9 protein-coding genes are annotated in these 17,578 nt (G+C 49.3%); 5 read left to right on the top strand and 4 right to left on the bottom strand.

The annotated features are described in order from the left end of the window. Positions 1-7: 7 nt before the first annotated feature. Positions 8-1,405: a sulfatase family protein gene (locus Pan161_RS08805; RefSeq protein ID WP_145225945.1), complete on the top strand. Its 1,398-nt coding sequence runs from the start codon at positions 8-10 to the stop codon at positions 1,403-1,405. 579 nt (positions 1,406-1,984) lie between these two features. On the opposite strand, the gene Pan161_RS08800 is transcribed toward Pan161_RS08805, so the two are convergent. From Pan161_RS08800 to Pan161_RS08785, 4 genes are all read right to left on the bottom strand, one after another. Then, positions 1,985-3,373 (bottom strand): DUF1552 domain-containing protein, encoded by a 1,389-nt coding sequence (locus Pan161_RS08800; RefSeq protein WP_145225943.1) that lies wholly within the window; start codon positions 3,371-3,373, stop codon positions 1,985-1,987. Positions 3,374-3,470: 97 nt separating this feature from the next. Further along, a complete protein-coding gene (locus Pan161_RS08795; RefSeq protein WP_145225941.1) occupies positions 3,471-5,396 on the bottom strand; it encodes a DUF1592 domain-containing protein in 1,926 nt (641 codons plus the stop codon). 241 nt (positions 5,397-5,637) lie between these two features. Beyond that, positions 5,638-7,503: a family 10 glycosylhydrolase gene (locus tag Pan161_RS08790; protein WP_197995782.1), complete on the bottom strand. Its 1,866-nt coding sequence runs from the start codon at positions 7,501-7,503 to the stop codon at positions 5,638-5,640. 88 nt (positions 7,504-7,591) lie between these two features. Beyond that, on the bottom strand, positions 7,592-9,220 hold the full coding sequence (locus Pan161_RS08785; RefSeq protein ID WP_145225937.1) for a sialidase family protein: 1,629 nt from the start codon (positions 9,218-9,220) through the stop codon (positions 7,592-7,594). A gap of 454 nt (positions 9,221-9,674) precedes the next feature. On the opposite strand from Pan161_RS08785, the gene Pan161_RS08780 reads away from it, so the two are divergent. The 4 genes from Pan161_RS08780 to Pan161_RS31360 all read left to right on the top strand — a co-directional run bounded on the left by Pan161_RS08780 (position 9,675) and on the right by Pan161_RS31360 (position 17,401). Beyond that, on the top strand, positions 9,675-11,039 hold the full coding sequence (locus Pan161_RS08780) for a DUF1501 domain-containing protein (protein WP_145225935.1): 1,365 nt from the start codon (positions 9,675-9,677) through the stop codon (positions 11,037-11,039). Positions 11,040-11,395: 356 nt separating this feature from the next. Beyond that, a complete protein-coding gene (locus Pan161_RS08775; protein ID WP_145225933.1) occupies positions 11,396-12,460 on the top strand; it encodes a DDE-type integrase/transposase/recombinase in 1,065 nt (354 codons plus the stop codon). Between the two features lie 1,137 nt (positions 12,461-13,597). Next, complete coding sequence (locus tag Pan161_RS08765) at positions 13,598-15,919, top strand: DUF927 domain-containing protein (RefSeq protein WP_197995781.1); 2,322 nt, start codon at positions 13,598-13,600, stop codon at positions 15,917-15,919. Positions 15,920-16,462: 543 nt separating this feature from the next. Further along, positions 16,463-17,401 (top strand): phage NrS-1 polymerase family protein, encoded by a 939-nt coding sequence (locus Pan161_RS31360; protein ID WP_390620733.1) that lies wholly within the window; start codon positions 16,463-16,465, stop codon positions 17,399-17,401. Positions 17,402-17,578 lie beyond the last annotated feature (177 nt).

Genomic DNA, 17,578 nt, shown 5'->3' with positions numbered 1-17,578 from the left:
CTATTTCATGACCCGCCCTAATATATTATGGTATTGCACCGACCAGCAACGGTTTGACACCATTGGTGCGCTGGGGAACGCGTATGTGAAAACACCTGTGGTTGATTCGCTCGTTGAAGAGGGGGTGGCCTTTACCCATGCGTATTGTCAAAGTCCAATCTGTACCCCCAGCAGGGCGAGTTTTATGAGCGGGTTGTATCCTTCGCGCTTACACAATACCAGAAATGGCAACGACACCTTTCCTGATTGGCCACCTCTAATTAGCAGGTTGATCGCAGAGAGCGGTTACCTGTGCGGGTTGATTGGGAAATTCCATTTAGTGAGTGCCGGCCATCGCGCGGAACCTCGGCTTGATGATGGGTTCACACTGTGGCTGCACAGCCATGCCCCGCGTGATGATTGGCCTGCAGGAACACACGATTATGCCGACTGGGTGCGCGCTCAAGGGAAAAGTCTGGATGACATGCGAAACAGCAAAGAGGGTGTTGACCCCGAATATCATCAGACAAAGTGGGCATCTGATCGGGCGATCGAATTTATCGAACAAGATCATCAACAACCCTGGTTGCTGAATATCAATATCTATGACCCGCACCCCCCGTTTATTCCTCCTGAAAAATATGCGAATATGTTCGACCCTGCCGCTATGCCCGGTCCACATTTTGAGGAGTCTGATAAGGCGACTCAAGAATTGCTTTCCCAGGTTGATTTTCAGCCTGTCACGATCTCAACGGAAACAAGTGAGCTGCAAAAAATTCAGGCACTTTATTATGCAATGATTGCTCAAATTGACGATCAGTTTGCGCGCATACTCAACGCATTAGAATTAACAGGACAGAGAGATAATACGGTCATCATATTCACTTCAGACCATGGTGAGACGTTGGGAGATCATGGGCTGGTACAAAAGGGATGTCGGTTTTATGAAGGATTGGTACGGGTACCGTTGATTTTTTCCTGGCCGGGACACTTTATGGCCAACCAGCGTGCAACCGGGCTTGTGGAATTACTCGATCTTTCTGCCACATTACTCGATTTAACGGGGACTCCCATCCCTGACTATCATCAGGGGCAGAGCTTGCTCCCGGTACTCACAGGAGAACAAACGGGCGCACAAATTCGCGATAGTGTTCGCTGTGAATACTTTGACGCACTCGATCCGTTTTTCACGGGCGGGGATGGCAGTTTTGCGACCATGTATCGCGACGATCGGTATAAATTATCTCTGTATCACAACAAGGATTTAGGAGAGCTTTACGATTTGCAAACGGATCCCTGGGAACACAACAACTTATGGGACGACCCGGAGCATCAGGCTGCCAAACAGCAGTTGATATTAAAGAGCTTTAATAGCCATGTCGTCTTGACAACCGATGTCGGCTCCAAACGGATTGCCCCGATGTGATCTCGCTACCCGCGCGCAGGACCGCACGGATTGATCCGATAGCCGCCTTACGACACGACCAGGAAGATCCCACACTCTCGTTAGCTGTAAGATTTGTAGAAAAACCACCGTTTACGTATTTCGGTATGGCACTCTATGTTCCGAGAAACGGTGCTCTTCAGCAATCTGGGATTGTAGGTGTAATGACGGATTTAACTCGTGTTTTTTATGGTGCATCAAGCCAAGGGATATTCGATGAATAAGAATCGCTTCAGTCAAGGGTAACTATCATTGCCGACTCAACGTTTCCTCTGATTCAACGCATCAATGAGCGTGATAATAATCTCGGCTGTCAGTGGTATCGCCGTTCGTTCAAAAGTGTTGCGAAAATGTTGCCAGGCACTGTTTCAGCATGGGGAACCGAGTCGAGATAGAGATCTCCAACCCGATCCGGAACTTGATCTACTGATCAGGATTCTGATCCAATTGAGCATGAGGCGAATATGCCCACCAGGCGTCATGCATTCGAATAGACCACTTTGTGCGATGCACAGAGGCTCTTGATGAGTTCGGCTACCTTACTTGCGTCAGCTAACGAGTTCACGATTTGGCGGGGATCTCTGTGATTTGTTTCGTGGCGATCCCAACGGGACGGTCCAGTGGTATCCCGGCGCACGTCAGCAAGGTCGTCAGCAGGTCACCCTGGTTTCCCTTCACATCCGGCAAGAAGCGTCCGGTATTGATCGAACCGCCTCCCCGTCCCGCCAGGATGAAAGGCAGGTTGGCGCGGGTGTGCCTGTCGCCGTCTTCCAGGCCGGAGCCCCACATCATGATGCAGTTGTCCAAGAGCGTGCCGTCACCTTCCTGCAGGCTGTGCATCTTGTTGACCATGTAGGCAAACTGGTCGATATTGAATTTCGTGATCGCGGCGACTTTGTTGACCTTCTTCTCTTCGCCGTTGTGGTGCGTTTGCGAATGGTGCTGGTCATTGAATCCGAGTTCCGGATAAGAGACGCCGTTCGGCGTTGAGCCAATGTAAGTGCAGACGCGGGTCGTGTCGGTCTGGAAGGCCAGCACGTTGAGGTCACACATGACCTGCATGTACTCGCTGCGTTTATCCCCCTCTGGAATCTTGATTTCAATGGGCGGGGAAGAGGTCTTGTAACTTCGGCTGGGTCTGACTCCTGCCTTCTCCAAAGCCGCTTCTTTCTGGCGGATTTCAATGGCGGCAATCCGTCGTTCCACCGACCGGACACTGTCCAGGTATTGATCGAGCTTGCGCTGGTCGGTCTGTGAAAGGGTGCGACGCAGATCGCGTGCGCCGCCAATCACCAGATCCAGCATACTCCGATCTAAACTGCTCATTCCCGACGATGCAAGTCCGCCACCCTGTTCTTTCTTGTTGAACAGACGATTCAGCACGTTACGTGGATTGGTCTCGGCAGGGACCGCCTGGGTTGGCGAGCGAAAGCTGCAATGTGAATAGTAAGCCTCGTTCAGGCCCGCCTGGTTTTCCTTCCAGGTTTGCGGCATCGTAGCCAGTTCCAGTGAAGGTAGCGCGGTAAACGCGCCCAGCGAATTCGCGGCAATCTGATCAGCGGAGATGGAGATGCTGATCTCGTCCCGCTTGTCCGGATCGGGCAATGCTGCTGTAAGCCACGTCGAGAGTTCGAGCGCGTGCGGCGCGCCTCGAAAGGGACCATTGGAAACAGCGGCAATCCCTTTCATCAGCAGACACTGATCGAGCACGGGACGCAGCGACGCGAGGGCAGGGGGCGGCGAAGTCAGAAAACTTTTTGCATCTTTGGGCCAGAACTGGTCCATGATCACGCCATGCGGCATATACATGAACCCCAGTCGGACCGGCGGCTTGAATTCCTTTTTCTCGCTGGCTTCCGCCCAGCCCATGACATCCAGCAGAGGTAAGGCCAGGGCGGCTCCCAGGCCTTTCAGGCAGGTGCGACGGTCGATGGTGGTGTGTTTGCTCATGGGAAGGCCTTCAGGTGGGTTGCGGAGGAAAAGGGATTCTTTGCACGACAGTTTGCAACTCCGTCGTCCAATAATCATCTAATATACGGTTCGCGGGTCACTCGATGCGTCGATGCGTGAAGGGATAGCTGGTGACGACCTCGGTGATCAGCGTCTGCATACGGTAGTTGTCTTTCGCGATCTTCTGCATCAACTCATCGATCACAATCTCGTCATAACCTTCAAGCTTTCGGCATAAAGCATAGGCTAACAGGCGTTCGACCAGATTGCGAGAAAACTTTGCCTTGTGTTCAGCGATCATGGCTTTTAATTCTCTGGGGTTGGAAAAATGCTTGCCCCCCGGAAGTTCTCCTGAGGCATCGATGGTCTGACCGTTGTCGTCCTGGTCTCGCCAGCGTCCAATGGCATCGAAGTTTTCCAGCCCGAACCCGATCGGGTCGAGTAATCGATGGCAATTGGCGCAGACAGGATCGGCGCGGTGCAGTTCAGTGCGCTCGCGGAGCGACAGCTTGGCGACCTGTTTTTGATCCTGTTTCTCCAATGCCGGAACATCGGGCGGGGCAGCTGGCACATGGTCCCCGAGTACCTGTTCCAGGACCCAAACGCCTCGATTCACCGGGCTGGTACGATTGGGAAAGGAAGTCGCCGCCAGCACGCCGGGCATTCCCAGAATTCCGCCTCGATTGCCGTTGGTCAGTTTGACTTTGCGCATCTCGGGGCCGGTGACTGTTTTTTCCAAACCATACAGCGTGGCCAGGTTTTCATTGAGGAAGGTGTAATCGCTGTCTATAAAACCGGCAACGCTGCGGTTCTCACGCACGATGCTTTCGAAAAAGAGCCGGGCTTCATCGTACATCGCCGTGCGCATGTCGGCGGTCATCTGCGGGAATTTTTCAGGATCAAAGGTTCGATCGTGCAGATTTCCCAGCTTCAGCCACTGCGCACCAAAGCCATCAAACAGGGCCCGTGATCGCGGGTCCATCAGCATCCGCGTGACCTGAGCCTCCAGGACCGGCAACTCGTGGAGTTTTCCCTGGTCAGCCAACGCCATCAACTCATCGTCGGGCATAGTGGTCCATAGCAGATAAGACAGTCGAGACGCGAGCTGAAAATCATCAAGGGGCACAATCCCTTTATCAGCCTGGATCTCTTTGGCCGGAGTAATAAAGAGAAACTGGGGAGAGACCAGAATCGCCTTGAGCATCAGGCGACTGGACGCCTGATAGCTGAGATTGTTCTTTCTTCCCAGGTCAAACACCTTCAGTAGAACATCAATTTCCGCATCGGAAGGCGGTCGGCGATAGGCTTTTCGCGCCAGTGACTGCGCCACCTTGCGGGCAGTCGCTTGGATATCCGTCTCAGACGTTGGTGATTCCCCAAAGAGTTGTTTTTGTATTTCGGTGGGTGGCTCACCTTCCGGTGCCAGAACCTGATCCAAGACCTTCTGAGAGATCGTCAGATACTGTTCGAGCTGAAGCGGGGAGAGCGAATTGAGATATCCTTCGCCACTGACTTCGTCGGGGAGACTATCGACGATGTTGGGATCGACACCCAACAGATCATGAAGCGTGTTGCCATATTCCGTTTTGGTCAACCGACGAATGACAAACGGCCCTGGATCTTTCGGGCTGAGATATTTGACCTTCTCCAGCCATTCAGCAAACATCTTGCGTTCTTGATCGGTCGGCTGGTCCAACCCGTCCGGCGGCATGTCGTGCGCTTTCACTCGGGCCGCCGACTTCTTCCACTTCTCGCTGAAGGCCGCATGACCGGGACTACGCAGAGCCGGGTCAAAAGTCAGGCCGGCTTCCGTCGGTCGTCTGTTCTGATGACACTCCAGGCAATACTTTTTGATGAAGGGAGTGACACGTTTACTGAAGAACTCCTTGGCATCTGCTTTCCGTGCCGCCAGAGACTCATCCTCTTTTGACTCAGCCATGCCAGTGTTCGGGCTAACCCACAAGACGCCCCACACCATGATGGCAATCGCGCCGCGGATAAAACGTGCCTCTGTAAATGTCATTCCAAAACTCCTCCGATACTTATCTTCGTACCCACTTATTCTAGTTTCTGCATATTCGACTGTAAACAACAGCCATAAAACATAGCATCTGCTGGAGAGGGGCAAATTGGTTTTAAAACTTAAGCGAAGCTGTTCTGATCGTCTGCTTTCGTCCCGCTAGGATAGGAGTGCAGTGCAGCCAAAAAAACAACAGAACACTCAGTCGCGTGACTGATGTCATTCGCCGAGGCAGGGCAGGTTTTTAAAATCCGGTATTCGGATACCAGCGGCTATAGTGATTTTCGCCGAGTCTCGTGAGTGGGATGGCAGTGGGTTTGAAGATTAACGAACCAGCGCGGATTTGCTGGCGATGACCGAGCTTTGAAACAAGGGGCCAATAAGGATTGTGGCCTTTTTGCCAGGTGACAAACTGATTCGGATCCCAGACTGCGATCCCATCGGCTCCATGGTCATAGTCCCTCGCGACAGACTTAAGCAGACTGTCCGCACTTTCCATTTTCCAGCCAACATAGAAGGGAAAGATTTTCACATTTGTCCCCTCCGTGATGCGTGCGTAGTAAGCTGTGTCTCCCGACTTCGATTTCAGACCACTGGTATAGTAAGCGAACCAGGCAATGCCGATCTGATCAATCAGTTTCTCTTCAATCCAGCGTTCCACATCCAGCCCGAACTTCTGATTATCGGCGCGGGAAGAAAATGTGGAAACGGCAAGTTTGAGACGGCGTTTGGCGTTTCCGCGCTGAGACGAAGTTTCATCCAGCATTGTCCGTATTTTGCGAACGAACTGCGTGACGATCTTCGCTCGCAACTGGAGCACGCGTGGATCGTCTTCGGCCAGATCGCGAGGATTATCACCGTGTTCTTTGATGAACCGCTGACAGAACGGTTCTTCCCACAGAATCATGGGCATGCCTCGATGAAAGAGAAAGCCTGCGCCGTCTGCGCCCCGCTGCAGTGCTTCGCGGTAGACTTCGATCAGATGATCCTGGACCTCCTCGGCGGCGTAGCTGAGATGCATCGTCGGCGTTCCGTCATAATCGATGCAGCGCCATTCGGGGTGTGCTTCGTAAAAATCACTCATGAAGAATTCCTCCCACGGCGGCGCTGCTTTCCAACCGGCGGCACGCAGGCAGACCAGGATTTCCGCCTCTTGACGGTGTGCTTCCTCAACGGCCACTTTCAGAGGGTCGATCCCCTGCTGATGCAGATGGCGAACCGATTCGACATACTCGCGATCGACTTCCCTCGGGAATGTATCAAGGTGCCCCCCCATCAGGTTACCCACCTGGCTCGGGTGATGGACCAGATCAGCGCCGCCGACCTGAAACCACCAGGTCTTGAAATCACTGTCGCGATACGCGGAAAACGTTGCTGCCAGATCGGCGCGATTTTGAGGACGGAACGGATGAATCCATGTATAACCGTCGAAGGTTGCCACTGCTGATTTTGTCGTCTTTTGAGCACGATCGGCAAGTAACCTGGCGACTTCCTCATCCGTCAGTGGAACGGTTTTGACATAATGAATCCGCGCAGGCATCTGGTATACGGTGGAGAACTGTAAGTCGTTGTCGGTCAGGTCAGCGGCGCCCAGAAATACTTCTTCCAGCATATCACGACGTTGTGGACCCAGATTGAGCCGGTTGCTCAGTCGGGTGTAAGCAGAGTCGCTCGTGAACTTCACTTCCACATTATTCTTCGCGGGGCGTACGAGATCGGTAATCGAACTCAGACCGATATAGACGGCGTGCCAGCCCTGCTTGCCGAGCTTTAAGGTCAGGTCCGGCGCGGATGACTCACGTCCGACGGAGACGCATTTTCCCGAGAACTCTGCCGTTTCATATTCAAACACTTTCCACTTATCATGATGACGACCCTCCGAAAACGCGTCTTCCGGGACGCAGCGCGTCAGGTCCGTGATTCGTTCTGATTGTTTGAAATTCTGCCACTGCTCTGAGTGCGTCAGTGGAATCTGTTTTTGAGCAGGTGAAGTGGAGTCACCGAAGGCAACAATGGTTGTCGGTTCCGCAGCAATGAGCCATGTCTCTGAAGTTGTGATGAGACCGACTACCAGCGCGAACCTGATGAACGTGGCAATGTTGTCATTCATAACGAGTTTCCTGTTGGTATGTTGCTGGGTTGAAAAAGCATCACAAATAGGAATACGTTTGCGTTCACTTGGAACGCATTGTGCGAGATTATCGTGGTGTTGTGAACAGAACGCCCCATTTGCCGACCTTGATTCGGTCGCCTGCTGCGACGCGACGTTGATAGACCGAACAGACATTGCCGGGGATCTCGCGTCCGCCTGGCATCAGAAACAGTACGAATTCGGGAACGGCAGCCAGTTCGAATCCCTGTTCCTGTAATTCTTTCGTGACGCTGTCTTTGTTGCGTTCCGGCAGCGGCGTCACGGTATAGACCACACCCGGTGTGTTACAGACGACTTCGGTATTCTCCATCGTACTGAATACAAAGTGCCCGCCGTGCAGGAACTGTGGCAACTGATCGTGGAAGGTATAACTGCGGTTGCTGAAGATCGCCTCACCGAGTTTCACGTCGCGTATTTCTCCGTTTACGGGTTTCAGTTCTGTACCGGGGCCCTTTAGCTGCGCTGCCGCTTTTTCATGCTGATTCAGTGAAGTGACACGCTGCTTCTTCCGCCAGGGCTTCGGGTTGATGCCGGTTGCATGGTTGATGAGTACACGCTGACGCGCTACGGAACTTCCATATTTGCCAGACAGAACATCAGCTTCAGTGAACGTCGTCATCAGAATGTGTTTCTCGTCCGCACGGTTCCAGTCGTAAATCACGTAAATGGTTCCATCGGGAGCCTGGGTGGCGTCCGGGTAGGAAACCGTATCACGTGCATCCAGCAGCAGCCCTCCTTTCCACGATTTACCGTCATCAGCGGACAGGTAGGCGGTCAGATGATTACGTCCACGTCCGCGTTCGTCGATTCCGTTATGCTTGATCAACAACAGATTTCCGGACGCCAGTCGCCGGAGATAGAAGCGGGAAGTGGTTTGCTGGAGATGATCTTTCACTTCGGTCCACGTACGCCCGCCGTCGGTGGAGACGGAATCGCCGATTCCGTAGCCGGTGGTGCGGACCAGCAGCCAGAGAGAGCCGTCCTGTCGTTCGACGAGCATCGGTTCATCGCAATTGCGACGGTCGGGCGGAACGTTGGCAGCACCGCGCAGAGCCCAGGTACGACCTTGATCGGGGGAAACCATGACACGACAACTTTTGTCCTGCTTCCAGATCGCGGCTGGCATGAGCCATTCACCGTCCCTGGTGACGATCGGTTTATTGATCATTACGCCGGGGAACAACGCCCGTGGTTCGGTCCAGGTGGGTTTTTCCGCATCAGGATTCTCAGTGGTGATCGACATCGTCACGTTCAGGCCTCCGCCGTTCATCCACCAGAACAACCACAGTTTGCCGGAAGGATCAAGCCAGAAGCAGGGATCCGAAGCGCGGCGTGGTCCATCGCCATCGGGGTTGATTACGAATTTCAGATCGCTCCACGTCTTGCCATCGTCGCCGCTGGTGGCGGCCATCACGTAGTTGAAGCGGTCTTCATTAATCGGTCCGGCATACCAGCCTGCCCACAGGCGACCGTCCGGTGCGCGTTCAATTGACGGGATGCCCTGATATTTTCGCGCCTCCGAGTTTGATTCTGTCCCCGGGCTGAAATTGACTTGCGGATGAACAAAGTCTTTTAACAGTTCTCCGGTGGCGACAGGGGTATCCTTCGAACCCGCGTGCAGGGGAGCGTGCACCATTAACAGCAGGATGGCGGTGAGAATCAGAAAATGTCTCATGATTGCAGTCTTTCTAATTTATCGAATGATGCCATGTCAGGTGGGGCGGGAAGATATCCTGCATTCCCCAGGTAGAAACAGATCCGGGCACACCAGCGGCGACATTCGTCTATGGTACTCTCAAGCCCTTCACGTTTCCATGATCTCTTCTGGTCTACCCAGAGACAGGGACAAACTGCGCGATGCCCATGTAATGAATCTACACATGGCATGGCCGGAACCCGGGTTCTCTCGCATCAGACGGAAAAGGGGGATCATGATTATAAAACGAGCGAAATTCATGCTGCAATTGCTTTGTCGAGAGTGGCATTGCTAGAATACAGGATATTAAAAAACTGGCTTGGTTCCAGGCTCCAGCTACCTGGGAAATGTCTGTGTTCAACTAGAATCATCGATTGACTCTATCAGCTCAAGCTGAGACGCCTCGAAAGTTTCCGGAACGGGATAAAAAGATATGGCGGTCAAACCATGTAGCGGACCGGTGAATCGTCGGGAATTCATGCGAATTGGTTCCTTATGCCTGGGCGGGTTATCGCTCTCACAACTGCTGGCATTACGTACTGAAGCAGGTCAGCTGCGGCAGGACACATCCGTGATCCTCTTGTTTTTACATGGTGGACCTTCGCAGCTGGAGACTTACGACCTGAAACCGGAAGCTCCCTCGGACTATCGTTCTCTCTTTAATCCGATTTCGACCAATGTGCCGGGTATGGATATCTGCGAGCTCTTTTCCCGGCAGGCTAAAATCGCCGATAAATTCTCTCTGGTTCGATCCTTACACCATGATGTGGGAATCCACAGCGACGGTGGCATCATTGTACTGACAGGCAAGCGTCCCTCCAAACTGGATCCTTCGTCTGGATCAAAAAGCGAACATCCTGATTTTGGATCCGTCACCAGCGCTGTGCGAGGTTTGTCGGACAAGGGGACGCCCCCCTATGTCTCGATCCCTTCAAAGTTTTATATGGTACAACCAACTTACCTCGGCATGCAGCACGGTCCCTTTGAAGCCACCGAACCCTCGTCTGCAAGTTATCGCCCGCCTTCCCTGAAACTACAGGCCGGTCTGGATGGCCAGCATCTGGTCGAACGTCGCCAGTTATTAAGACAGTTCGACCGTCTGCGGAACGACCTGGATCTCAACGGTGACCTGGCAGGCAACGATAAATTCCGTGATCTGGCTTTTCAAATGCTGACCAGCCCTGATGCAGCCAGCTCATTTGAAATTGATCGAGAACCGGACAGTCTGCGTGACCGCTATGGTCGTAACATGTGGGGACAGGGCTGCCTGCTGGCCCGCCGACTCGCGGAAGCCGGTTGTGGCGTTGTCTCCCTGTTCTTCAATACTCCCAAGACCGGTCAGGAATTTACGAACTGGGATGATCATGTTTTAAACGCCGGGCGCCCCGGACATTTCGCGAAGTATATGAAAGTCCGTCTGCCCTATATGGATCAGGCACTGGCGACACTTATCGAAGACATTCATGAACGAAGTCTGGAGAAAAAAATCATGGTGGTGGCAGTCGGCGAATTTGGTCGCACGCCCCGACTCTCATCCAATAACTCGGGAACCGGTCGAAACCATTGGCCCCAGGCTTACACTGCACTCTTCTCTGGTGGTAATCTAAAAATGGGACAGGTCGTCGGTGCCACCAACTCTAAAGCAGAGTACCCCACACACTCACCCTACACGCCACAGGATATGCTGGCTACTATCTACCAGCACCTGGGCATTGATTTTACCCAGTCTCTGGTTGACCACCAGGGACGACCGATTCCCATTCTACCGCATGGGACACCAATCGCCGAATTGATCTGAGTTTAATTGAGGCTGCCTCAGATTGAAGGTACCGCTCCGTAGCCCCCGGTTCCGAAGAGCTAATACGCATTTCGGATGGCTTTCGGATAGCCTGCTGATTCTAGAAATCATGGGACTTGAAAGAGCGACCTGAGTCGACAAAAGAGCAAAAATCGGCAAAACTGGGTACAGTTTTAGGATGTGTACCCATAGAGATAGACCACCGGTTTGGAGGACCGGAGTATTATCCTCAATCATGTACTCAGGTATTTGAGTAATGAGGTATTAGTGGTTTTTATCTGTTAAATTCTACGTTTCAGCGGGGTACATTTAATGTGTTACCTCCCTAAAAATAGCAGAAAATACGTTATACCAAGATGTCCAAGATTTTCCACCCACTGCTTGCTTTAATCGCCTCATCAACTGATCGTGAACTCGCCAAATATGTTGAATTCTTGAAGCATGAGAATCGGATTCTACGTTCACGTCTTCCCAAACAAGTCCACACCACTGCAGATGAACGACGAACTTTGTTGCGATATGGCAAAGTTATCGGCCGAGCGATCGAAGAACTCGTTTCAATCGTCAGTCCGGCTACATTTAAGCGTTGGATCAGAGAAGAGAAATCCGGAAGGACTAAAACGAAAAACTCTAAAGGTGGTCGTCGAAAACCAAGAGAACTCCGAGAGTTAGTAATTGAGATCGCACTGAAAACTGGTTTTGGTTATACCCGAATCATAGGCGAGTTAAGAAAACTCGGAATCAAGAAAATCAGCCGACAGACAGTGCGAAACATTTTGAAAGAAGAGGGCATTAAACCTGGTCCTGATCGCACCTCTGATTCATGGTCTGATTTCCTGAAAAGACACGGTGAAACACTTTGGGGTTGTGACTTCTTTTCCGTGAAATCAGTGACAACAAAAGGCATCCGTGATCTTTATGTCATGGTGTTTCTCTGCCTACAAACACGGGAAGCGATCGTCACCGAATCAACTGAACATCCTAACTCAACCTGGGTTTGTGAACAGACTCAGAAATTCATTGAACAGAGCAGGGGACGAGATGCAAAACCAACAATGATCATTCACGATCGAGATGGGAAATACACAAAGGAATTCACCAAGACTTTGCAGCAATCCGGCATACAAACAAATCCACTTCCGAAAGCTTCACCTAATCTGAACGGTCGATGTGAGAGATTTATTGAGACGATCAAGTTAGAATGCCTGGCGAAGTTTATCATTTTTGGCAAGCAGCATCTCGATCATCTGGTCTCTGGGTTCACTTCGTACTACAACACCTGTCGCTCGCATACAGCAAGAGACCATCTTCCACCGATACGAGAGCTTCCAGACGAAGTGGTTGTATTATCGCGAGATGAAATCCAAGTGGTATCACATGTCGGTGGTCTAGTAAAATCATTTGAGCAAAAAGCAGCTTAAAGTGATCGGGACTAGATTCCCAGCTATTCACTTGATCTCTTGGTCGTGCGCAATTGAATGCTCCCACAGTACGGCAGTCGTTGCATTATTTTCACCAGTAATAGTAGATTAGATGATTATACCAATGCTTTGCCTATGTGAATTTATCAAACTTTGTGAGCTCTTTGTTAAAAAACGATAGTCATAAATTCATTTGAAAGTGTAAGCTAGAAAAGGTAATCAAGCAGGTGTCGAAGTTTCAGTAAACTCTAGAAATGCGTGATTTAGTGAACTATAAGTTTTGATATGTATTCAGGACACGATTTAATCCGAAGTACGACCCGATGCAATTCTACTGATTCAATAGTGTAAGACCTGATTCGATCGAGTCAGATTATCTGTTTCATTCTTACTAGAAAAGTTTGATATTAATAGTATTTCTTTACCTTGACCGACTAATTTTTATCCACTAGACTAGTAAGCCGGTAATGATTGCCGAGATTTCGATATCTCTCTGATTGGTGCGCAAAATCAGAGTCTATTTAAAGGAAATAGCAATTATTTAATTGGTTGTAGTAATTATTTAATTGGTTATTGATATTTGAGAGCATAGTGACGCTCATCCTCGCCGCTTGTCCTGGACCCCGACAGTACTCCGCGAGATTTTCGATCGTTTTGATCGGCAGTCTTGCGGTATGCGCTTTCTACTGTTGAATCGCTTCATTCCAGTAATGTCTGCTGATCATCCTTTGTGAAAAAGGTTACAGTATGACTAACTTAGACACCTCACCAAGCGTTTCCACGGAAACGGCTTACCTACTCTCAATTCCTGTCGAAACACTTCGTCCTTTGATTGAAGATGTTTTGAGGTCCGTCGATGGATTTCCTGGTTGGCCACTTGGTCAAGTTGCACTGGAAGAGAAATCGGCAGCGATTTGTATCGGCGTCAAGCCACACGTGCTTCGCGATGCAAGGCTTCGGCTTAAGTTACCCCACACTCTTGTTGGGCGGACAGTGACTTATACATCAGATGAACTTAAATCTTCATTGAATCGCATGTCTGTAAATCACTGAGTTAATTGATCAGAAATCTATGCTACTTCTGGAATTATGTCAGAAGTAGCGTTTCTAAAAACAATACTAAAATGGAGTTATATCATGTCGCATAATAAAAAAAATAGTGAGAATGAAAATACAGATCAAAAACAATTCGTATATGATCTTCGTGAATTCCATCGTACTGAAGAAGGAACTTTTGAAGAGGTCGCCGTGAAAAATGGCAAGCCTGTATACAGGCCTCTTGCCAGCCATGCTATTAGTATTTCGAAAATTTTCTTCAAAATCAATAATCGTGGGGTGGATGTCTTATATGAACTTAGATTTCGTACTGGTAGGGGACCAGTAGTGGTGCGCGTTAGTCATACGGATCTCAACGACGAAAAATCGTTTCTGAATATTGCCCCACCTGGATTCTCTCTAGCTTCCATTCATCGTGCTTTTCATAAACTCCGTGAAATGTTAATGCTCGACATTAAAAAAGCGAAACACGTCGCAGTGTTGACACAGTTGGGGTGGTTTCGCTGGAAAGGAAAACCAATATTTGCTCATGCAGGGGGGATAATTTGTTCCGAAATGGATGTTTCTGGAGTCACATGTGATAGCAATATCGGAACTTCGCAAATCTTTGCCCTGACTGACATTGATGAGGCATGTTCCGATGTTCCGATTTTGGTCGATAGAGACATCTCTATTGAAGAAATTTATGTTGAACTACCGGAACAATTCTCCAAGTATAAATTTGATGAGCCAAAATCCAAAAAAGAAATTCAGAAGGCTGTTAAAAATACCCTCTCTCTACTCAAACTAGGAGATGCAAATGTAACTTATATTACGGTAGCTGCTGTATTTTTTGCAGCTCTTCGAAATCCACGTTTTGCACTGTTCCTATACGGCGAGACTGGTTCTCTTAAAACAGCCTTTGCGATGTTGCTTCTGTCATTCTTTGTCAAGGATCCACAAGAATCTGATCTAGCAAGTTTCAAGTCCACAGAAAACGCGCTTCGTGCCCGTTTCTCGGCAAGTGGAAATGTGCCAGTTGTGGTCGATGACTTTATAGAGCCACCTGGCTCACGCCAAAGCTCGCCTATGGTCCAAAAAGCCGATAATGTTATCCGCTCAATTGTGAATGCTAATGGTAAAGAGCGTGCTGCTCAGGATGGGTCACTCAGGCCAAATGATCGTCCGTTGGGATTGATTATTGTTACTGGAGAACAGTTCCCATCGGGTCTCGAATCACTAAAGCGGAGAACTGTTAACGTACAAATTGATCAATCTTGTTTTGAAGAGGCGATCCAAGGGTCTCGTCCAAATAGATTCTCTGATATTCAGCAGCTAGCAGCGGATGGAACCTTCACAAAATCAATGGCCGCGTTTCTTGCCTGGTCGGCAAAAGATAATGACATGTTACAAGAGTATCTCAATGATCCAGGGCATGGTCTAAAAATGAACGATAAGTTACATCGTCGTTTACCGGACGCCGCAAATGACATCCTGTCTGGAATGGGAGCGTTTCTCACGTTTGCCTATGATCTTGAGGTAATCTCAAACGAAGAGTTTAATGAACATGCAACTGCAATGCGTGAGGCAGTCGATGCGATGTTGGATCGAGCATACCTGGAATCTCTAGAAGACTGTCCAACGGAAGCCTTCAGTCATTTACTAAAGTCATCTATGTCATCACTTAATTGCCATATTGAAGTAGAAGACATTGAATATTATGTAGACCAGGACGAGGCCATACCACTGCAACTGTTGGGATATACTATTCAGGAAACACAAGTTGAACAAGAAATTGAGAGTGATGATGGGGCAGGTGTTGAAACTGAATGGGTCACGAAAACCGTTTATCGTCCACATGGATCTAGAATTGGAACTTTGAAAAATGAATGTATTGATTTAATTCCCGAAGCAGCCCTAGCAGCAGCTAACAGCATAGCAAATAGGTCTGGTACATCGATTCTACCAAACAAAAAATCCTTCGGGAAGAATCTTGCTGCAGAGAATTGGATTGCTACGAAGGATAAGGATCGGAATACATGCACAGTCCGCGTGGGGTCTGTCACGATGGGTGTCTGGCGAATACATGCATTTCGGTTGTTCGAGCCTCACCTGGCATGGGGAACTTTTGACGTTGAGTACTATAACGAGATGTCAGCGGTTCAACGACAACAAGAACGCGAGAAACAACGTAATGGAAGAATCCAAAAGTTTCGAGAACGTCTTGCAAATTATCAGGCGGATCAATTGCTAAACCCACATTTAACAGAGGAAGATCGCCAAAACTTGATAACTCCTGATCCACCAGAAGATGGCGATATGTCAGGAAAAGATGGGAGTTCGAATCAAAGCAAACCTTATCCTCCTCAAACGCCGCCCATCCCTGGACATGATGATATGGATGAGCATGGGCTTTTGGCATGAATATAGAATTGAATAAACACAGTTATTCAAATGATGAAAACGAAAGGATAATCTAGCTCTAAAGTCATTAAGTTGAAGTGACAAAAATTCTCAAGCCCTGTGCGCTGAATTGTGCATAGGGCTTATTTTATGCGTTTAGCACAAGCAAGTGAATGATTCGATTGGGACGTAGTATTGAAAGCTAATGAATCAACCGCATGCTTAGCATCATCTTTCAGGAGTGCGGTGCCGGTGCTTAGTCACTGTGCGGAAAAGTTTCACTTTTCCAAATCTATGAATGAAATAGTTTAAATAAAAGAATTAGAGATAGAACCAGAAGAACTAGAACCATGAAAACATAATTAACTCACAGGAATAAGTCACAGTTATAAAACACATATTAAATCACAGGTGTTGTACCACATAAGTTTTATGCGAACCATGAAAACTGAAACGGAAAGAAAGATGACTTTGGTGCAATGTTCAATCTGTCTCGACAAGATAAATCTACAACCTGCCGGTACATTCTAAAACATCAGATCAATTTTTAGGAGTAAATACTCAATGAGACCTGTCATACAAACAAACCTCTCCGCTATTCCTAATCGCTTAGCGGAACATGACCAATGGGTCTGCTGGCGATACGCCAGACCAAGTAGCGGGAACCAGCACCGTTGGTGCAAGGTGCCAATCTCCCCCAATACTGGGAAACCTGCCAAGGTAACTTCGCCGTCTTCCTGGTCAGATCTTGGCTCTGCAATTACCTGTTTCGAAGAAAGCGATTCCAACTTGGACGGAATTGGATTTGTGTTTACGCACGATGATCCATTCGTCGGGATTGATCTGGATAATTGTTTCGACATGAATTCCGGTGGCATGACTCCGTGGGCTCAGTTGCTCGTTGACGAGCTTGATTCCTACACAGAGGTCTCGCCTTCGGGTACAGGAGTCAAGTGCATCCTGAGATCCTCAAAGAAAGTCCTGGGTAGAAGAAAATCCTCTCCTGGAATTGAGATTTATAGTTCTGGTCGATTTTTTACTATCACAGGGGATCAAATAGGAAACCAACCTGAGCCCGTTGACCGCACAGAACAGATCCTGAAAGTCCACGCAGAGCATTTTCCTGTCGCTGGGTCTCAGATTTCTGCGATAAATTACCAGCCTACGAATCTTCTAACCACTCCTGATTCACAAATTATAAAGTCGGCAGTCTCTGCAAGGAACGGAACAAAGTTTCGAGACCTCATGTTAGGATGCTTGTCACACCACCAGAATAATCATAGTGAGGCCGACCTTGGGCTCTGTCGTATCCTGGCGTTTTGGTGTGGTCCCAATCCCTGTCAGATAGATCGTCTCTTTCGCAAAAGCAAATTATTTCGGGACAAATGGGATCAATCACACTTTGCCGATGGCACAACCTACGGTCAGGCGACCGTCCAGCGAGCGATTCTCGCCCAGGGCGGTACATTCTTTCGCTGGAAAATCGGTAAGAATAGGAAATAGTAATCAAATAAATCATCCCAGTCTAATTGGAGAATCAAAATGACAACCCAACCAACGGTGAAGCAAACTGGATCTAATCGAACAAAAGAGGGCCATGCAGTCTCCGGCTGTCGAATAGTCCATGTTTCTGTCCCGGAAAGCACCTTCAATCACGCTAAAGCCCAAGCTTATCTATCA

Source organism: Gimesia algae (assembly GCF_007746795.1).
GTDB classification, from domain to species: domain Bacteria; phylum Planctomycetota; class Planctomycetia; order Planctomycetales; family Planctomycetaceae; genus Gimesia; species Gimesia algae.
The sequence above is the reverse complement of the archived record's forward strand: the minus strand, read 5'-3'. Positions and strand labels throughout refer to the sequence as shown.